This window comes from Altererythrobacter litoralis (assembly GCF_036324225.1).
Classification (GTDB): Bacteria; Pseudomonadota; Alphaproteobacteria; order Sphingomonadales; family Sphingomonadaceae; genus Erythrobacter; species Erythrobacter litoralis_A.
Map to the genome: position 1 here is coordinate 210258 of NZ_JAZDQV010000001.1, position 18447 is coordinate 228704.

Sequence of the window (18447 nt, forward strand, 5' to 3'; positions counted from 1 at the left end):
CGCGGCTCACGGCAAAGCTGGGCCTCGATTCGTCGAACCAAGCAGGAGAACCCCATGTTCCTTCAGGGAAAGCGCGCACTGGTGACCGGCTCGACCTCGGGTATCGGGCTTGCCATAGCGCGTGCACTCAGGGCTGAAGGCGCCGAAGTGATCCTCAACGGCTTTGGCGATGCGGGCGAAATTGCCGCGCTCTGCGACGAACTGGGGGCAACACATTCGGCTGCCAATTTGCTCGATGTGGCAGAGATCGAAGCGATGATGGCCAAAGCCGGCGCGGTCGACATCCTGGTCAACAATGCCGGGATGCAGCATGTCTCGCCGGTCGAGGATTTCCCGATCGACAAGTGGAACGCGATCATCGGCCTGAACCTTACCGCCGCGTTCCATACCACGCGGCTCGCGGTGCCGGGAATGAAGGCGCGCGGCTGGGGGCGGATCATCAACACTGCCAGCGCCCATTCGAAGACGGCTTCGCCCTTCAAGAGCGCATACAACGCCAGCAAGCACGGCATCGACGGCTTCACCAAGACGATCGCGCTCGAACTGGCGCAAACCGGCGTTACGGCCAATTGCATCAGCCCTGGTTATGTCTGGACTCCGCTGATCGAAGGGCAGATCCCCGACACGATGAAGGCGCGCGGGCTGACGCGGGAGCAGGTGATCAACGACGTTCTTCTGGCGAAGCAGCCGACCAAGAAATTCGTCCAGCCCCATGAGGTGGGCGCGCTGGCCGCTTTCCTCTGTCGTGAGGAAGCCGGCAACGTCACCGGCGCGAACTGGAGCATCGACGGAGGGTGGACCGCCGAGTGAGCGAAACGGGGGTGGCAGGGGCAGGCGCACGGGCGATGCGCTTCATGGCGCTGGCCCTGTTGCTGGTGCTGTCGGCCTGCGTCACCGCGCCCAGCGACAGTCGCATCAAGGAATCCGAGTTTGCCGCGCTCGAAGCCCGCTTCACGCAGCATATCGACGTGCTGGCGAGCGAGGAATTCGGCGGTCGCCGCCCTGGCACGATCGGTGAGACCAAGACGCTCGACTATTTGCGCCGAGAGTTCGAGTCGGCAGGCTTCGTCTCGGGAACCAATGATCCCGCGCACCCATGGAACGCGCCGGTTGTGCTCGCCAGCGTGACTGGCGGTGAAAGCCGGATCGAATTCCAGATCGGCAGGCGAAAGGTCGAACTCGAGGCAGGCGAGGCCGCGGCCTTCACAAACCGGCGCCGGGGGTTGATCGAGCAGGGCGAACTTGCCTTTGTCGGTTTTGGCGGCGGTAACGTGGGCCAGGATATTGTGCGTGGCCGTGTGGCCGTGTTCCTGGCTGGCGAGCCGCAGGCAGCGGCGGAAACGCGCAGGACATTGCTCGAACGCGGGGCTGTGGCAGTCATGGCCGTGCTGAGCGACGGCTCGAGAATCGAACGGATGCGCGCGCAGCGATCACGCGAGCGGCTGGAACTCGCGGTAGATGTCGACGATCAGTTGTCGCTATTCGTCACCGAGGTCGGCATGGCGCGGGCGCTGGGTGCCAAGGCTTGGGAGGAACTGCGCGCGGCGGCGAATGCGGAGAGCGGCTTTTCCGCAGTGAAGCTCAACGCGCGTATCACGGTGGAGGCCACGGCACAGCGGCGCGAAGTGCCTTCGCACAATTTCATCGCGCGCCTGCCCGGCACGAGCCCCGATGCGGGCGCTATCCTGCTGCTGGCGCATTGGGACCATTTCGGCACCTGCGGCCCCGAGGATGCGGCTGACCGGCTGTGCAATGGCGCGGTCGACAACGCCAGCGGGCTTGCGCTGATGATCGAATTGGGCAAGCGGCTTGCCAAAGGGCCGCCGCTGGGGCGCGACATCTACGTGCTGGGCACGACGGCCGAGGAATGGGGGCTGCTGGGCGCGCGCGCCTTTGCCGAGGAACCGCCGATCCCGCTCGAAAGCATCGTTGCAGCGTTCAATTTCGACACGGTGGCGATCGGGCCGCGCGGCAGTGCGGTCGGTTTCATCGGCGAGGGGCGCACCGCGCTCGACGAAGTGATCCGGCAGGCTGTCGCCGATGCCGGGCGCGAACTGGTGCCGCGCGAACGGGCCGAGCCTTTCCTCCAGCGGCAGGACGGCTGGGCGCTGCTGCAGCGTGACGTTCCCGCTGTGGTGGTGTCCAACGCATTCGGCGACGAGGAAAGGTTCCGCGCGTTCATGTCGAGCACATACCATCAGGCGTCGGACGAGCCGGGCAAGCTCGAACTGGGTGGAGCTGTCGACGACCTGTTCTTGCACGAGATGCTGATCCGGCGGCTGGCCGATCCGAAGCAATATCCCTGAAGCAAATGCTGCGGCGCGAAAAAGCGCACTTCCCCCTCTAGCGGCTGCCGCCAAGTGCGGTTACATGAGCCGCCACGAATCTCCCGGACCCTGCGGGGCGGGACCAGTATGAAAGTGGCGCTTATGGATATCCCCCTCGGCCTAACATTCGACGACGTATTGCTGCGTCCGGCCGAAAGCGATGTCTTGCCGAGCATGGCCAACACCACGACGCGGCTGACGCGCGAGATCGCGCTCAACATCCCGGTGCTGTCGGCGGCGATGGACACGGTTACCGAAGCCGACATGGCGATTGCCATGGCGCAGCTAGGCGGGATCGGCGTGCTTCACCGCAACCTCGACATTGCCGAGCAATGCGCTGCGGTGCGCCAGGTAAAGCGCTTCGAAAGCGGCATGGTCGTGAACCCGATCACTATCCACCCCGAAGCGACGCTGGGCGAAGCGCAGCTGCTGATGACGCAGAACCGCATCAGCGGCATTCCCGTGACCGACAATGACGGCAAGCTGGTCGGCATCCTAACCAATCGCGACGTGCGCTTTGCGGAAAACCCGCTCCAGCCGGTGCGCGAACTGATGACCACCGACAATCTCGCCACTGTACCGCTGGGAACGAGCCAGGAAGACGCGCGCCGCCTGCTGCACCAGCGCCGGATCGAGAAGCTGCTGGTGGTGGACGATGCCTATCGCTGCATCGGGCTGATCACGGTGAAGGACATCGAAAAGGCGGTGACCTATCCCAACGCCACCAAGGACGCCGCCGGGCGGTTGCGCGTCGCGGCGGCGACCACCGTGGGCGACAAGGGCTTTGCCCGCACCGAAGCGCTGGTAGATGCCGAAGTCGACGTGGTGGTGATCGATACCGCGCATGGCCACAACATGGATGTGGCGCGCGCAGTCGAACGCGCAAAAAAGCTGTCGAATTCGGTGCAGGTGATCGCTGGCAATGTCGCCACGGCCGAAGCGACACGCGCGCTGATCGATGCCGGTGCAGACGCGGTGAAAGTGGGCATCGGCCCCGGCTCGATCTGCACCACGCGTGTGGTTGCGGGCGTTGGCGTGCCGCAGCTCACCGCGATCATGGAAAGCGCTGCAGAAGCCGCCAAGTCGGGTGTGCCGGTGATTGCCGATGGCGGGCTGCGGACCTCGGGCGATGCCGCCAAGGCGCTTGCCGCCGGTGCCTCGACCGTAATGATCGGTTCGATGCTGGCCGGTACTGCGGAAAGCCCGGGCGAAACTTTCCTGTACCAGGGGCGCAGCTACAAGGCCTATCGCGGCATGGGCAGCGTGGGCGCGATGGCGCGCGGCAGTGCCGACCGCTATTTCCAGCAGGACGTTTCGGCGCTCAAGCTGGTGCCCGAAGGGATCGAAGGCCAGGTGCCGTTCAAGGGCCCGGCTTCGGTCGTGATCCACCAGCTCGTCGGTGGCATCAAGGCGGCGATGGGCTACACCGGATCGGCCACGATCGTCGATCTCCAGAAGCGCGCGAAGTTCGTCCGCATCACCAATGCCGGCCTTTCGGAAAGCCATGTGCATGACGTGGCGATCACGCGCGAGGCGCCGAACTATCCCTCTCGCTGATTCCGTGACGGTTGGGCCATGACACCGGCTGCACGGGTCCAGGCCGCGATCGAACTGCTCGATGCGGTGATCGGTGCGGCGAAGCGCGAAGGTGCGCCGGCGGACCGCTTGATCGCCGATTGGGCGCGCGAGAACCGCTATGCAGGCTCGAAGGACCGCCGCGCGGTGCGCGAGCTGGTCTATGCCGCCATTCGGGCCTGCGGGCCGGTGCCGCAAAGTGGACGCGCCGCGATGCTGCGGCTCGTGCAGGACGATCCTTCGCTGGCTGCCTGCTTCGACGGCTCGCAATATGGCCCCGCCGCAATCGGCGCGGGCGAAGAGCCAGGGGCGGCAGGCGTCGCCCCGGAATGGCTGATGGAGCGCTTCGCCGCTTCGGGCGTGTCGGAAAGCGAGGCGCAGGCGCTGATGGGCCGCGCCCCGCTCGATATCCGGGTCAACACGCTCAAGGCCGATCGCGCGAGTATCGAACTGCCCGAAGCGGGCGAAGAGCTCGCCGCGCCGCAAGCACTGCGTTTTGAAAGCGGCACACAGGTTGATCAATCGCCCGCCTGGCGCGACGGGCTGGTCGAAGTGCAGGACCATGGCAGCCAGCTTGCCTGCTTGGCGCTGGGCGCAAGGCCCGGCGAAACCGTGATCGATTTGTGCGCGGGGGCAGGGGGTAAGACTTTGGGGCTGGCCGCTGCGATGGAAAACGCTGGACGGCTCCTCGCCTGCGACATCGATCGCTCGCGCCTGTCGCGCCTTGCTCCGCGCGCCGAACGGGCCGGGGCAGGGATGATCGAGACCCGCCTGCTCGATCCGGGCCGGGAGAGCGAAGCGCTGGCCGATATCGCGGGCATGGCCGACGCGGTGCTGGTCGATGCGCCCTGTTCTGGCACGGGCACATGGCGCCGCAAGCCTGAGGCGAAATGGCGACTCACCCCCGACCGCCTTGCGCGTTTCGCGGCCACGCAGGATCACCTGCTCGACCTTGCAACCACGCTTGTGCACCCCGGCGGACGGATTCTCTTCATCACCTGTTCGCTGCTCGACGATGAGGGTGCGGATCGCATCGAAGCGTTCCTCACCCGCCACAAGCAATGGAAAGCGCTGGAGATTTCGCTCCCGCTCGGCCGCCCGCACAGGCAAGGGATCCGCCTCAGCCCGTCTCACGACGGCACGGACGGGTTTTTTGTCGCCATGCTGGGTTCAGCATGTTAGCCATATCGATTATGGCTGAGCCTTCACTCAACCGGATGGATGTCCCGAAGGAACTGATCATGCGTTTTGCGCCCGCCGCTGCCGCCCTGTCCCTGGCCCTCGCGATTACCGCGAGCATGGGCCATGCGGGTGACCGGTTGCCCGATCCGCGCGCAGCCGCGATGATCGAACAGGGCCGCGCCGCGTTGACGCAGGGCGATGTGCAGGGCGCGGTTGACGCGTTCGAAGCCGCGCTGGCGCTCGATCCGGGCCATACGCCGGTGTTCCTCGAGCTTGCCAAGGCAGCCCGCGCCGAAGGGATGCAGGGCAAGGCGATCCGTTACTACCGTGAGGCGCTGGCGCGCGATCCAGGCAATCTCGCCGCGATTTCGGGCGAGGGGCAGGCGATGGTGGAAAAGGGCGCGCTGGAAAAGGCCAAGCTCAACCTCGCGCAGATCGAGACGATCTGCGGTGTCGGCTGCCCTGAGGCGGTGCAATTGCAATCGACCATCCGGCAGGGCGCGCAGCGGCGCGTGGCTTCAAGCGAAGCCGAAACCGCCGCCAAGCCGAACTGATCCCGATTTTCAGATAAGCGAACGAAACTCGCGCACGACTGCGCGATAGACGTCGCGCTTGAACGGCACGATCAGGTCGGGAAGCTGCTCTGCATCGACCCATTGCCAGCTGTGGAACTCGGGCGGATCGTGCGCTTCGAGGTTCACATCCTCGTCACTGCCCTTGTAATGCCCCAGGAACCAGTGCTGTTCCTGCCCGCGATATTTGCCGCCCCATAGCTTGCCAATCAGGTCCTCTGGCAAGTCGTAGCGCAGCGGTTCGTGGGTACGGGCGATGATGTCGACCAGATGCGCTCCGATCCCGGTTTCCTCTTCGAGCTCGCGCAGCGCGGCTTCAGCGACGTCTTCGCCCGGGTCGATCCCGCCCTGCGGCATCTGCCACGCGCCAAGATGTTGCGAATCGATGCGCTGGCCCACGAACACCAGCCCTTGCCGGTTGGCGAGCATGAAGCCGGCGCAGGGCCGGTAACCCAGTTCGCTCATGCCGCGGTCGCTTCGGTGGCGCGCCCCATCATCAGCTTCATCGCTGCGATCACGCGCTCAAGATCGGCCTGCGTTCCGGGCACGGCCTGCCGCAGATTGGTGAAGCTGTGGGTGACACCTTTCATCTCGAGGAAGACGTGGTCGACCCCGGCCTTGGACAACGCCGCACCATAGTCGCGGCCCGAGTCGCGGATCGGGTCGAGCGAGGCGGTGACGAGGACGGTGGGTGGGGTGCCCTCGTGCCGGCCAAGGATCGGCATCGCGCGCGGGTCATTGCGATCGGGGGCATAGGCCGCGTCGAAGAATTCGATCGCGGCCTTGGTGAGTATGTACCCTTCGGCAAACTCGTCGAGGCTGAAAGAGCCGAACGAGTCGCTTGCGAGCGGGAATAGCGGCACCTGAAGCACCACCGGCGCGGCAGCGGGATCGGCTGCGAGCGCCTGCGTCACCACGATGGTGGCGTTGCCGCCCGCGCTGTCGCCGATGTTGATGATGCCGGTGGCCTTGCGCCCCAGCGCTTCTGGTGAGGAAGCGACCCACCGCGCCGCCGCTTCGCAATCGTCGACCGCAGCGGGGAAGACATGTTCGGGCGCGAGGCGATAGTCGACCGCCACGAGGGGCAGGTCCATCTGCCAGGCGATTTCCGTGCAGAGATTGTGGTGCGTATCGAGGTCGCCGATCACGAAGCCCCCGCCATGGTAGAATACGATCACCGGGCCCGGCTCGCGCGCCTCGCGCGTGTCGTAAAGCCGCAGCGGGATTTCGCCCGCAGGGCCAGGGCAGGACAAATTGCGGATCACCGCCAGTTCGCGCGCCGGGCGGTCCGCCATGCCGTGCAGCGCGATGTAGCTGGCGCGCGCTTCTTCGAGCGTCATGTCGGCCAGCGCCGGGCCGCCGACTGCCGCCATGGCATCGATGAATGCCTTCACATCGGGGCGGACATAAGTTGTTTCGGTGGCCATCTGGGGTATTCTCCTCTCGTTCTTTTCGACAGGTTAGTGCCGGCCCCCATCCATTTCCACTCGACATTTGTGACTAGAGGAGAAAAACTTCATTGCGGGAGCAGGAGCCGCGCAATAGGTGGCCTCCAGCAATGGAAAGGCGTCTTGCCATACAGGGCGCGCGACGAGGAATTTACATGGCGACCCAGGCCGCTGATACGCCGCAAGAGCCGGCACTTTCGCAGCAACCCGATGCCGTGGTGGTCCGCTTTGCGGGCGACAGCGGCGATGGCATGCAGCTGACCGGCGGGCAGTTCACGCTCTCCACCGCGCTGGCGGGGAACGATCTTGCCACATTCCCGGACTTCCCGGCGGAGATCCGCGCGCCGCAGGGCACGCTGTTCGGCGTCTCGGCGTTCCAGATCAATTTCGGCAGCCGCGAAATCAACACTGCGGGTGACGCGCCCGACGTGCTGGTGGCGATGAACCCGGCTGCGTTGAAGACCAACCTTTCGGCGCTCAAGCCGGGCGGGCTGATCATCGCCGACACGGGAGAGTTCAGCAAGCGCAACCTCGACAAGGCGCATTACGATGCGAACCCGCTCGAAGACGGAAGCCTCGCCAAATATGATTTGCTGGCTTTTGACATCAGCGCGCTGACGATCGAAGCGGTCAAGCCTTTCGGGCTCGGCAACAAGGATGCGCTGCGCTGCAAGAACATGTGGACGCTGGGCCTTGCGCTGTGGATGTTCGACCGCCCGCGCAAGCCGATCCATGACTGGCTGCGGGAAAAGTTCGCCAAGAAGCCCGAGCTCGCGGATGCCAATATCGCAGCGCTCGACGCCGGCCATGCCTATGGTGAAACGGCCGAGCTGTCGGGGCCGCTCAAGCAGGTAAGCCTGCCGCCAATGCCTGCCGAGCCGGGGCTTTATCGCACAATCACCGGCGCCGAAGCGGTTTCGCTCGGGCTTGTCGCGGGCGCGCAGCTGGCGGGCCTGCCGATGTTCTTCGGCGGCTATCCGATCACTCCTGCCAGCGCGATCCTGCACCATCTGGCGCGGCTCAAGCAGTACGACGTCACGACCTTCCAGGCCGAGGACGAGATCGCCGCGATCTGCGCCGCGATCGGCGCGAGCTATGCTGGCAGCCTGGGCGTGACCAGTTCGTCCGGCCCCGGTATCGCGCTCAAGACCGAAGCGATGGGCCTTGCGATCATGACCGAATTGCCGCTGGTGATCGTCAATTCGCAGCGCGGCGGCCCTTCGACCGGCCTGCCGACCAAAACCGAGCAGAGCGACCTCTACCAGGCGGTCTATGGCCGCAACGGCGATGCGCCGCTGCCGGTGATCGCCGCGCGCAGCCCGGAAGATGCGTTCGAATGCGCCATCGAGGCCTGCCGCATCGCGGTGGAATACATGACTCCGGTGATGCTGCTGACCGACGGCTATATCGCCAATGCGGCAGAGCCGTGGAAAGTGCCCGATCCGGCCAGCTATACGCCGTTCCCGGCCAAGTTCCTGACCGAAAAGAACGATGGCGACCATTTGCTGCCCTACAAGCGCGACAGCAAGGGCGCGCGGCCGTGGATCAAGCCCGGCACGCCGGGGCTGATGCACCGCATCGGCGGCATCGAGAAGCAGCTGAACACCGGCCATCTCGACTATTCGCCCGCCAACCACCAGGCGATGACCGATGCCCGCAAGGACAAGGTGCTGGGGGTCAGCGTGCCCGACCAGGACGTGTGCCTAGGCGCGCCGGGCGGCAAGCTCGCGGTCGTCGGCTGGGGCAGCACCTTTGGCCCGATCCACCGGGCAGTGCGCGTCGCGCGCGACAAGGGTCTCGACGTCAGCCACATTCATGTGCGCCATATCTGGCCGCTGCCGGGCAACCTTGGCGAGCTGCTCAAGAGTTATGACAAGGTGCTGGTGCCCGAAATGAACACCGGCCAGTTCAAGACCGTGCTGCGCGACCAGTACCTGGTCGATGCGCAACCGCTCACCAAGACCAGCGGGCAACCATTCTACGTCCACGAGCTCGAAGCCGCGATTGAGGAGGCCTTGGCATGAACGCACCTACCAAGATCGAAACCACGCTCAAGGACTGGGAAACCGACCAGGAAGTGCGCTGGTGCCCGGGTTGCGGGGACTATGCGATCCTGAAGGCGGTGCAGCGCACGCTTCCGCAGCTGGGCGCTGACCCGTCGAACACGGTCTTCATCAGCGGGATCGGCTGTTCCAGCCGCTTCCCCTATTACATGGAGACTTACGGCTTCCACACGATCCACGGCCGCGCGCCTGCGGTCGCGACGGGCGTGAAGCTCGCCAATCCCGATCTCGACATCTGGCTGGTCACCGGCGATGGCGACGGCCTTTCCATTGGCGGCAACCACATGCTGCATGTGCTTCGCCGCAATGTGAACATGCAAATCATGCTGTTCAACAACGAGATCTACGGCCTGACCAAGGGGCAATATTCGCCCACCAGCCGGATCGGCACGCGCAGCCCCTCGACCCCGATCGGCTCGGTCGACCGTCCAGCCAACCCCTGCGCCTTTGCACTGGGCGCTGGTGCGCGCTTCGTCGGCCGCGGCTTCGACGTGTCGAAGAACCTGCCCGATGTGCTCAAGGCCGCCCATGCACACCAGGGCGCCGCCTTCATCGAGATTTTCCAGAACTGCATCGTCTACAACAAGGACGTGTTCAACGATTTCGCCGCGCCCAAGGGTGCGGAAGATCGCCAGCTCTGGCTCGAAGATGGCCAGCCGATGCTGTTCGCCGGTGGCACGCAGGGGATCGCGCTCGATAACGAGAACCTGTGCCTCAAGGTGGTCGATGTAACCGATGGCGACTGGGAAGCCGCCGGAGTGATCGTCCACGACGTCACCAACCGTTCGATCGCGCACATGCTGGTCGAACTGCCGTTTGGCCCGTTCCCGATGGCGCTGGGCGTGCTCTATGATGATCCGCGCCCGACCTTCGAAAGCGGCGTGGCCGAAGAGCGAGCCAAGGCGACTGCGGGCAAGGAAGCGAACCTCGCCAAGCTGCTTGGCAGCGGGCAGACCTGGTCTGTCGACGACAAGGAAGGTCATCCGGCAGAGTAAGTTCGAGTTTTGATTTCACGCAAAGGCGCGAAGGCGCTAAGGGGTTTGCGTGGATATTGAAGAACTTGCCAAACAGGCCGTTGATTGCGGGTTCAAGCTGCATAAGGAATTGGGTCCGGGGCTGCTCGAGTCGGTTTACGAAATTTTACTCGCTGCCGCTCTGGAGGAGCGCGGCCTTTCTGTCCGGCGACAGGTCCCGGTTCCGATCCGACATAATGGCGTTGTCGTCGACAACGCATTCAAGATTGATCTTTTGATCGAAGATCAACTGATCATCGAATTGAAATCGACCGAGCGCGATAGCGCTCTATATCCAAAGCAGTTGCTAACCTATTTGCGTCTGATGGATCAGCCGTTGGGCCTTTTGATGAACTTCGGTCAGGAGACCTTCAAACAAGGCATCAAGCGCGTGGTGAATAACCACAGGTAGATATGATCTTGAGAACCTTCTTTGCGCCTTTGCGCCTTTGCGTGAGGAAAAATTGGATAATCTGACACATAGCCTTGTCGGCGCGCTGCTGGGACAGGCCGGGCTGAAGAAGAAAACCGGGCTGGCCATGCCCGCGCTGATCATCGGGGCGAATATCCCCGATGTCGACGCGGCCTGCTTCTTCTGGCTGGAGGGGGTGGAACACCTCGGTTTCCGGCGCGGGATCACGCATGGCCCGATCGCATGGGTGCTGCTGCCACTGATGTTGGCAGGGCTGTTGTGGGGTTATGATCGCTGGCAGGAGCGGCGGGGTGCGCGCCCGAAGGACCGCTTGCCGGTCAACTTCAAATGGCTGTTCCTGCTGGGCTTCATCGCCACGCTCAGCCACCCGGCGCTCGACTGGCTCAACGTCTATGGCGTGCGCTTCCTCGAACCGTTTTCGAGCCAATGGTTCTATGGCGACACGCTGTTCATCATCGATGTGTGGCTGTGGGCGCTGTTGGGCTTTGCGACATGGTTCTCGCTGCGGCGGGAGCGGCAGGGCGGGGACTGGATGCGACCGGCGCGGATCGCGATTGCAGTGGCGCTTGCGTATATCGGGATGAATTGGGCCATCACATATTACAATGAAACCGTGAGGGGCACCTCGTCAGAACCTTATCCGGTTCTGGCAGTCGCCAGCCCGCCTCCCTTGGCATTCTGGGTCCGTGAGAGGATCATCGAGTCAGCGGACGGTCGCTGGTATTCCACTGCATGGTCCGGTGAGGACATTGGTTACGGTTACAGGGCACCCGGTATTGTCTTGTGCGGTATGCCGGACGATGCGTGGGCACAGTCTGGAGAGGCGGCCGCATTTATGCTCTGGTCGCGCGCGCCATTTGCCGAACGTGCGCCCGACGGCTCGGTCATCCTGCGCGACGCCCGCTTTTACGATCCGCGCGCGCGGGATCGTTTCGCGGTCGCGCTTCCGCAAGTGAAATGTGAGGAACTTCCCGCGAGGTAAATCGCTTACTGCCCAACACCGTTCGGGCTGAGCTTGTCGAAGCCCCGTCCTTCACTTCAAGAAAAGCAGCCCTTCGACAGGCACAGGGCGAGCGGAGGTAGGATTGAGTTCTCCCCAAATCGTCTGGCTGCGGCGCGATCTGCGCTTGGGCGACAATCCCGCGCTCTATCATGCCGCACGGCAAGGCCCGGTGATCGCGGTCTATGTGCTCGATGACGTGCGCCCGGGATCACATGCCTATGGCGGCGCCTCGCGCTGGTGGCTGCACCATTCGCTCGCAAGCCTGGCGCGCAGCCTCGAAGCGCGCGGAAGCCGATTGATCCTGCGCCGCGGAGATGCGGTGGAGGAACTTTGCAAGATCGCAGGTGAATCCGGCGCGGAGGCGGTCCATGCAAACCGTCATTACGAGCCATGGTGGCGCAAGGCGCAAGGTGAGATGAAGGAACGTCTCGACCTCAGGCTCTACGATGCCAATTACCTGCTGCCGCCCGGCACGGTGACGACCGGATCGGGCGGGCCGTACAAGATCTACACGCCCTTCTCGAAAGCGACGCTGGAGCTCCTTCCGCCGCGCGACGCGTTGCCCGAGCCCGAGGCGCTGACTTCGCCGGAAAGCTGGCCCGCCAGCGACGATCTGGCGGACTGGCAATTGCTTCCGACAAAGCCCGATTGGGCGGGCGGAATGCGCGAATTCTGGCGCGTCGGCGAAGCGGCTGCGCATGAACGGCTCGAATGGTGGGAAGACCATGTCGACGACTACCAGGAGGATCGCAACCTCCCGTCGGTCGACAAGACCAGCCAGCTTTCGCCCTACCTCCATTTCGGCGAGATCAGCCCGGTCCAGATCTGGCATGCGCTCAAGCACAAGCGCTCAAATGGCTGGCGCACCTTCGAGAAAGAGCTGATCTGGCGCGACTATGCGCAGAACGCGATCTGCCAGTTTCCCCGGTACGCGCTCGATAACTATCGCGACGAGTTCGATAAAATCGAATGGCGCGACCCCGCAACGGACGAGACCGCCGTGCGCGACCTGAAGGCGTGGCAACAGGGGCGCACCGGTTACCCTATCGTCGATGCCGGAATGCGGCAGCTGTGGCAGACCGGCTGGATGCACAACCGCGTGCGGATGATCGCCGCCAGCTTCCTGATCAAGCATTTGCTGATCGACTGGCGCGTGGGTGAGAGGTGGTTCTGGGACACGCTGGTCGATGCCGATTATGCGAGCAACGCCACCAATTGGCAGTGGGTCGCGGGCACAGGTGTCGATTCGAACATGTTCGTGCGGATCATGGCGCCCCTAAGCCAGAGCGAGAAGTTCGATGCGGCAGGCTATATCCGCACATACGTTCCCGAGCTGGCCGGGCTGGACGAGCCCTTCGTCCACGATCCGCCCGATCATATGCGCGGGCAATACCCCGAGAAAATCGTCGGCCACAGGGAAGGGCGCGAGCGCGCGCTGGCTGCGTACAAGGCGATGAAGGGCGAGCGCTGACCTTGTCCCCTTTGTGCGACGAGGCCATATAGCCCTGCATGAAAGTGGAGGGGATCAAGCGCGGAGAACGGCTGCTAAGCGGCGGGGCGCGCTTTGCTCGTCGCCCAGGCGTGATTGCGCGCTTCCTGGCCCCCGGTTTCGGCAAGATCCTCGACCGAATCGACGCAGGAATCGCGCGTGGGTCGCTCCTCGGCCATTTGCCCGACGGCTCGACCCGGCTGCTCGGTGGCCGCGCGCCGGGCTTCGCAGTCGAAGTCACGCTCAACGACTGGCGCGCGCTGGTGAGGCTGGCGACGAGCGGCTCGATCGGCTGGTACCAGGCGTGGGAGGCGGGCGAATGGGAAAGTCCCGACCCGGTGCAGCTGTTCGCGCTTTTCACCGACAATTCAGCGGAGCTGGGCAATGTCGGCCGGGCGAGGGGGGCTTTCCGGCTCGCCGCGCGGCTGGCGCATCGGCTCAATCGCAACAGCCGAGAGGGCGCGCAGCGCAACATCCACGCGCATTACGACCTCGGCAATGATTTCTACGCGCAATGGCTCGATCCGAGCATGACCTATTCCTCTGCGCGCTTCGCGGGGGCGAGTGACCTTGCCGCGGCGCAGCGCGCCAAGTGGGAAGCGCTTTCGCAGCGGATCGGCGATGCGCATGACGTGCTCGAGATCGGTTGCGGCTGGGGCTCGCTCGCCGATTACCTGCAGCGACAGGGGCGGCAGGTCACGGGCATCAGCCTGTCTGATGCGCAGCTGGATTGGGCGCGCGAACACCAGCAGGAAGGAATCGAATTCCTCAAGCAGGACTATCGCGACACTTCTGGTCAGAATGACGCGATTGTCAGCGTCGAGATGGTCGAGGCGCTGGGCCGCGAATACTGGCCGACCTTCATGGATTGCATTGCGCGCAACCTGAAGCCGGGCGGGCGTGCAGCCATCCAATATATCTCGCTGCAGGATGATCTGTTCGAGGCCTATGCTGCCAGCGCGGACTTCATCCAGGCCTATGTCTTTCCGGGCGGCCTGCTGATCCGCAACAGCGAATTCCGCCGCCTGGCCGAAGAGCGCGGGCTGGAATGGCGCGAGCAGGCCGATTTCGGGCTCGATTATGCCGAAACGCTGCGCCTGTGGCGCGAACGCTTCGATGCAGCGGTGAGCGAGGGGCGTTTGCCTGCCGGTTTCGATGATCGCTTCATCGGCCTGTGGCGTTATTACCTGATGTATTGCGAAGGCGGGTTCCGTGGCGGATTGATCGATGTCCACCAGGTCACGCTGGTCAAGGGAGAATAGGATGCGAATGATACTGGGCGGCGCAGCGATCGCGCTGGCGCTTACGGGTTTTACCTCGGCCTATGCGGAGACAGCCGCACCGGCGGCGCATCCTGCGCACCCCGTCACCATGGTGACCCCACCCGAACATGATCCTGCCGACCTGGAAGTGCTGTTCTGGAACGACGCCCAACGTTCGGACCGCTTCCGCAACATGGAGGCATGGTTCGCAGGGCATGAAGTCGCGGCCGCAGCACAGCCGCGATTGCTGGGCGAAGGCACTCCGCTCGATCCGGCCTTGGCGAATGAAATCCGGGCTGCAATGGAGGCAACCAATGCGGCGGGCGTGATGGTGCTGCAGGACGGCAAGAAACGCTTCGAGGCCTATGGTCTCGGTTTCGGGCCGGAGCAGCGCTGGACGAGCTTCTCTGTCGCCAAGAGCTTCACTTCGACCCTGCTTGGCGCTGCGGTGAAGGATGGGTTTGTTCAGAGCCTTAGTGATCCCGTGACTCGCTATATCCCGAAGCTGGAAGGATCGGCTTACGACGGGGTCACGGTCGAGCAACTCGCCACCATGACTTCCGGCGTGAAGTGGAACGAGGATTACACCGATCCCAATAGCGATGTGGCGCAGATGAACCGCTTCGTGGTCGAATACGGCCCTGAAGCGATCGTGGCGCAGATGCGCGCGCTTCCGCGCGAGGCTCCGGCGGGTGAAAAGTGGGTCTACAAGACCGGCGAGACGAATCTCATCGGCGTGCTGGTCGAAAATGCGGTCGGCCTGTCGCTGGCCGAATACGCCAAGGAGAAGATCGTCGATCCGGCCGGGTTCGAAGCGGACCTGTTCTGGATGGTCGACCCGCGCGGCGGGAATATCGGCGGCTGCTGCCTGTCGCTGCGGCTCGCCGACTATGCCCGCATGGGGCAGTTCGCTCTGGAAGGCGGCAATGGCACCGTGCCGGATGGCTGGTTTGGCCAAGCGGGCGATTCCAAGGTCGACTTTGGCGACACCGGCTTCGGCTATGGCTACCAGTGGTGGACCTATCCCGGCGCGAATTACGGCGCGCAGGGAATTTTCGGCCAGTCGATCACCATCATGCCCGCTGAGCGGCTGGTGATCGCCGTGGTGAGCAACTGGCCCACCGCAACCAGCCGCGACAACCGCGCGCTGTGGCTCGGCGTGGCACAAAAAATCGCCGCAGCCGACTAGGAGGGAGGTGGTCGGCGGCGGCGATTCTCGGGGACTACTGACAGGGGCTCAACAGGAGCTGCGGTAGATCCCGGTGTTGCTGTAGCGTTGCAGGATGTTGTCGTGGACGATCGGGCTGAGCAGCTCGGTGAAAGCGCAGCCGACAATGCAATTGTCCCACCACACCACCTGCGCCTGTAGCGACTCCAGCCCGGGCAGGGTGAGCCAGCAAAGCTGCCCGTCATGCATGCGGTTGATCGATGCGGCCGAAAAGCCGGAGATCGAAAGGTCATGCACCACGCTCTGGAAGGCGCGGCCACCCGAAGCGCGCAGTGTCGCCGGAATGGTGAGCTTGGTGCGAGGCGCGCAGCGATCCTCCTGCGCGGCTAGCTGGTATCGATCATGCGTGGTCTGCATCGCGAAAATTCCTCAATCAGCGTATCTCGCCTGACGCCGTGGCGCGCCTCTCGATCGACCCTTGGGGCGCACTCTTGGCGTCAGGCTTCACGCACGTTGACTGATCGCGGTTACCAACTGGTTCCGCGGGATGGTTAGCGCGTGCTTAACTTTAAGGAATTCAGCTATTTCAGCCGTCTACGCGTTCGCGATGGCCGGTCGGGAAGTCGCTTTGCAGCAATGACACCAAGCGGTCTGCAACTTCCTCGGGCGGCTTCACTGTTGCGGGGTCCTCGCCCGGATAGGCCTTGGCCCGCATCTCGGTCCGTGTAGCACCCGGATCGACGATTACGACGCGGATATTGCTAATCTTTTCAACTTCCTGAGCGTAACAGCTCAAAATGTTGTCGAAGGCGGCCTTGGTCGAGCCATAGGCGCTCCAATAGGCTCGCGGACCGGCCCCGACGCTGCTGGTGAGCCCGATCACGCGTGCGGCATCGGCGCGCTTGAGCATCGGATCGAACACCGACAGCAAAGCCTGAGTCGCGACCACGTTGAGGTTGAGCGCGCGGTTGAACTGCGGCGGCTCGATCTGCGTCACAGGCGTGAGCGTGGGCAGGTATGCTGCCGAGAACACAAGGTAATCGAGCTTGTCCCAGCGCCCGGCGATCGCGTTGGCCAGTCGCGCGATCGAATCGGGCTCGGTCAGGTCGAGCGGAGCGATCGTGGAGCTGCCGCCAGCGGCATGAATGGCGTCTTCGACGTCTTCGAGCGCTTTGACGTCACGACCGACCAGAACGACATGTGCGCCTGCCGCGCCCAGCGCCTTGGCGGTCGCAGCGCCGATTCCCTTGCTTGCGCCGGTGACGAGCGCCAGCCGCCCTGAAAAAGGTGTGCTTGTCGCCATGATTCAGGCTGCCTTGTGATCGGGGAATGAAAGTTGCGCAGCCTCGCCCTTGCTCGCGGCAAGGTCGGTCAGCGAAGTGGGGTAATCGCCCGTGAAGCAGGCGTCGCAGAATTGCGGGCTGCCGTTGTCTCGGCGTGCCGAACCGACCGCGCGATAAAGCCCGTCGATCGAGACGAAAGCGAGGCTGTCGGCCTTGATGAAATCGCGCATCTCTTCGACGCTCATGCGCGCAGCGAGCAGCTTGCTGCGTTCAGGCGTGTCGACGCCGTAGAAGCAGCTGTGCGCCGTGGGCGGGCTGGCGACACGGAAATGCACTTCGCTCGCGCCAGCTTCGCGCATCATCTCGACGATCTTCATCGAAGTGGTGCCGCGCACGATCGAATCGTCGATCAGCACGATGCGCTTGCCCTGGACAAGGCCACGATTGGCATTGTGCTTGCGCTTTACGCCGGAATGGCGCGCACCGTCCGAAGGCTGGATGAAAGTCCGCCCGACATAGTGCGAACGAATAATGCCGAGTTCGAATGGTACGCCGGATTGCTGGGCATAGCCGATTGCGGCAGGCACGCCGCTGTCGGGCACCGGCACCACCAGATCGGCATCGACCGGATTTTCGATCGCGAGCTGCTGGCCGATTGCCTTGCGCGCTTCATAGACCGTGTGGCCCGCGAACATCGAATCGGGTCGGCTGAAATAGACATGCTCGAAGATGCAGGGGCGCGCGCCGTGCCGACCGAAGGGGTGGAGCGAATGCACTTCGCCCGAAAAATCGACCCGGATCAGTTCGCCCGGCTCGACTTCGCGCGTGAATTCTGCACCAACGACGTCGAAAGCCACGGTTTCGCTGGCGAACACCACCGCGTCGCCCATGCGGCCCATCACCAGCGGACGAATGCCCAGTGGGTCACGGCAGGCGATCATGCCTTCGGGCGTCATCACGATGAGCGAATAGGCTCCTTCCACCAGCCGCAGCGCGTCGACCAGCCGGTCAATCATGGTGGGATAGCGGCTCGTCGCCACGAGGTGGATGATCACCTCGGTGTCGGAAGTCGACTGGAAGATCGCCCCGCGGCGCACCAAATCGCTGCGCAGCGCCTGTGCGTTCGAGATATTGCCGTTATGCGCTACCGCAAACCCGCCGCTTGCAAGGTCGGCGTAGAGCGGCTGCACATTGCGCAGGCCCGAGCCGCCCGTGGTGGAATAGCGCACATGGCCAGCCGCCATCGTGCCCGGCAGTTCGGCGATCGCTTCGGGCGAGGTGAAATTCTCGGCGACATGGCCGAGCCCGCGGCGCGAATAGAACTCCACGCCGTCATAGCTGGTGATGCCGGCGGCTTCCTGCCCGCGGTGCTGGAGCGCATGGAGGCCCAGCGCCGTAAGTGCGGCTGCATCGGTGGCGTTAATCGCGCCGAAGACGCCGCATTCCTCGCGCAGCTTGTCGCCATCCGCATCGAGGAATGGGTTAGTCCAGTTCATGGAGCTGGTCATCTGTGCGCCTGCCTGCTGTCGCGTGCCGTGTCCGTGGCGGGTCAATGGCGATGTTACCGCTCGATTACAAGGGCGCTGCTGCCCTGCGGGTGCGCTTTTCATAGGGAAAGTGACCGCACGG

Annotated in this window: 17 protein-coding genes; 12 read left to right on the forward strand and 5 right to left on the reverse strand. The window is 64.0% G+C overall.

Annotation, left to right across the window (positions count from 1 at the left end; translation table 11 throughout):
• Positions 1–54 precede the first annotated feature (54 nt).
• From VRS74_RS01040 to VRS74_RS01060, 5 genes are all read left to right on the forward strand, one after another.
• A complete protein-coding gene (locus tag VRS74_RS01040) occupies positions 55–810 on the forward strand; it encodes a 3-hydroxybutyrate dehydrogenase (protein WP_354143378.1) in 756 nt (251 codons plus the stop codon).
• Positions 807–2306 carry a M28 family peptidase gene (locus VRS74_RS01045; RefSeq protein WP_354143379.1) on the forward strand — a complete coding sequence of 500 codons (1500 nt, stop codon included), beginning with the start codon at positions 807–809 and terminating at the stop codon, positions 2304–2306. The genes VRS74_RS01040 and VRS74_RS01045 overlap by 4 nt, the downstream gene beginning before the upstream one ends.
• A gap of 123 nt (positions 2307–2429) precedes the next feature.
• Positions 2430–3884, forward strand: a complete 1455-nt coding sequence (gene guaB, locus VRS74_RS01050) for an IMP dehydrogenase (protein ID WP_354143380.1) — start codon at positions 2430–2432, stop codon at positions 3882–3884.
• A gap of 18 nt (positions 3885–3902) precedes the next feature.
• Complete coding sequence (locus tag VRS74_RS01055; protein WP_354143381.1) at positions 3903–5084, forward strand: RsmB/NOP family class I SAM-dependent RNA methyltransferase; 1182 nt, start codon at positions 3903–3905, stop codon at positions 5082–5084.
• Positions 5085–5095: 11 nt separating this feature from the next.
• Positions 5096–5638 carry a tetratricopeptide repeat protein gene (locus VRS74_RS01060; protein WP_354143382.1) on the forward strand — a complete coding sequence of 181 codons (543 nt, stop codon included), beginning with the start codon at positions 5096–5098 and terminating at the stop codon, positions 5636–5638.
• Between the two features lie 9 nt (positions 5639–5647).
• Here the strand turns inward: VRS74_RS01060 and VRS74_RS01065 are convergent, their stop codons facing one another.
• Together VRS74_RS01065 and VRS74_RS01070 are read right to left on the reverse strand one after the other, a co-directional pair.
• Complete coding sequence (locus VRS74_RS01065) at positions 5648–6121, reverse strand: RNA pyrophosphohydrolase (protein ID WP_354143383.1); 474 nt, start codon at positions 6119–6121, stop codon at positions 5648–5650.
• Positions 6118–7083, reverse strand: a complete 966-nt coding sequence (locus tag VRS74_RS01070) for an alpha/beta hydrolase (RefSeq protein WP_354143384.1) — start codon at positions 7081–7083, stop codon at positions 6118–6120. Before VRS74_RS01070 ends, VRS74_RS01065 begins: the two co-directional genes overlap by 4 nt.
• Positions 7084–7259: 176 nt before the next feature.
• Between VRS74_RS01070 and VRS74_RS01075 the strand changes: the two genes are divergently transcribed.
• From VRS74_RS01075 to VRS74_RS01105, 7 genes are all read left to right on the forward strand, one after another.
• Positions 7260–9128 (forward strand): 2-oxoacid:acceptor oxidoreductase subunit alpha, encoded by a 1869-nt coding sequence (locus VRS74_RS01075; protein WP_354143385.1) that lies wholly within the window; start codon positions 7260–7262, stop codon positions 9126–9128.
• The gene (locus tag VRS74_RS01080) at positions 9125–10162 is read left to right on the forward strand and encodes a 2-oxoacid:ferredoxin oxidoreductase subunit beta (protein ID WP_354143386.1); all 1038 of its coding nucleotides are present in this window, start codon (positions 9125–9127) and stop codon (positions 10160–10162) included. The genes VRS74_RS01075 and VRS74_RS01080 overlap by 4 nt, the downstream gene beginning before the upstream one ends.
• A 49-nt stretch (positions 10163–10211) precedes the next feature.
• Positions 10212–10592 (forward strand): GxxExxY protein, encoded by a 381-nt coding sequence (locus VRS74_RS01085; protein WP_354143387.1) that lies wholly within the window; start codon positions 10212–10214, stop codon positions 10590–10592.
• 52 nt (positions 10593–10644) lie between these two features.
• Positions 10645–11595, forward strand: coding sequence for a metal-dependent hydrolase (locus tag VRS74_RS01090; protein WP_354143388.1), 951 nt, complete (start codon positions 10645–10647; stop codon positions 11593–11595).
• A gap of 103 nt (positions 11596–11698) precedes the next feature.
• Entirely contained in the window at positions 11699–13087 is a 1389-nt protein-coding gene (locus VRS74_RS01095) for a cryptochrome/photolyase family protein (protein WP_354143389.1), read from the forward strand.
• A 38-nt stretch (positions 13088–13125) separates the two neighbouring features.
• The gene (locus VRS74_RS01100) at positions 13126–14367 is read left to right on the forward strand and encodes a class I SAM-dependent methyltransferase (protein ID WP_354143390.1); all 1242 of its coding nucleotides are present in this window, start codon (positions 13126–13128) and stop codon (positions 14365–14367) included.
• A 1-nt stretch (position 14368) separates the two neighbouring features.
• Positions 14369–15556, forward strand: a complete 1188-nt coding sequence (locus VRS74_RS01105; protein WP_354143391.1) for a serine hydrolase domain-containing protein — start codon at positions 14369–14371, stop codon at positions 15554–15556.
• Between the two features lie 48 nt (positions 15557–15604).
• On the opposite strand, the gene VRS74_RS01110 is transcribed toward VRS74_RS01105, so the two are convergent.
• The 3 genes from VRS74_RS01110 to purF form a co-directional block, all read right to left on the reverse strand.
• Positions 15605–15952 carry a PilZ domain-containing protein gene (locus tag VRS74_RS01110; RefSeq protein WP_354143392.1) on the reverse strand — a complete coding sequence of 116 codons (348 nt, stop codon included), beginning with the start codon at positions 15950–15952 and terminating at the stop codon, positions 15605–15607.
• A gap of 169 nt (positions 15953–16121) precedes the next feature.
• Entirely contained in the window at positions 16122–16838 is a 717-nt protein-coding gene (locus VRS74_RS01115) for an SDR family NAD(P)-dependent oxidoreductase (RefSeq protein ID WP_354143393.1), read from the reverse strand.
• A 3-nt stretch (positions 16839–16841) separates the two neighbouring features.
• Complete coding sequence (purF, locus tag VRS74_RS01120) at positions 16842–18314, reverse strand: amidophosphoribosyltransferase (RefSeq protein ID WP_354143551.1); 1473 nt, start codon at positions 18312–18314, stop codon at positions 16842–16844.
• Positions 18315–18447 lie beyond the last annotated feature (133 nt).

Bases quoted from the DNA above. Each gene is read 5' to 3' on its own strand.
- VRS74_RS01110 (WP_354143392.1), bottom strand. From the start codon at position 15,952: ATGCAGACCACGCATGATCGATACCAGCTAGCCGCGCAGGAGGATCGC.
- guaB (WP_354143380.1), top strand. From the start codon at position 2,430: ATGGATATCCCCCTCGGCCTAACATTCGACGACGTATTGCTGCGTCCG.
- VRS74_RS01075 (WP_354143385.1), top strand. From the start codon at position 7,260: ATGGCGACCCAGGCCGCTGATACGCCGCAAGAGCCGGCACTTTCGCAG.
- VRS74_RS01040 (WP_354143378.1), top strand. From the start codon at position 55: ATGTTCCTTCAGGGAAAGCGCGCACTGGTGACCGGCTCGACCTCGGGT.
- VRS74_RS01080 (WP_354143386.1), top strand. From the start codon at position 9,125: ATGAACGCACCTACCAAGATCGAAACCACGCTCAAGGACTGGGAAACC.
- VRS74_RS01115 (WP_354143393.1), bottom strand. From the start codon at position 16,838: ATGGCGACAAGCACACCTTTTTCAGGGCGGCTGGCGCTCGTCACCGGC.
- VRS74_RS01070 (WP_354143384.1), bottom strand. From the start codon at position 7,083: ATGGCCACCGAAACAACTTATGTCCGCCCCGATGTGAAGGCATTCATC.
- VRS74_RS01065 (WP_354143383.1), bottom strand. From the start codon at position 6,121: ATGAGCGAACTGGGTTACCGGCCCTGCGCCGGCTTCATGCTCGCCAAC.
- VRS74_RS01055 (WP_354143381.1), top strand. From the start codon at position 3,903: ATGACACCGGCTGCACGGGTCCAGGCCGCGATCGAACTGCTCGATGCG.
- VRS74_RS01100 (WP_354143390.1), top strand. From the start codon at position 13,126: ATGAAAGTGGAGGGGATCAAGCGCGGAGAACGGCTGCTAAGCGGCGGG.
- purF (WP_354143551.1), bottom strand. From the start codon at position 18,314: ATGAACTGGACTAACCCATTCCTCGATGCGGATGGCGACAAGCTGCGC.
- VRS74_RS01060 (WP_354143382.1), top strand. From the start codon at position 5,096: ATGGCTGAGCCTTCACTCAACCGGATGGATGTCCCGAAGGAACTGATC.
- VRS74_RS01105 (WP_354143391.1), top strand. From the start codon at position 14,369: ATGCGAATGATACTGGGCGGCGCAGCGATCGCGCTGGCGCTTACGGGT.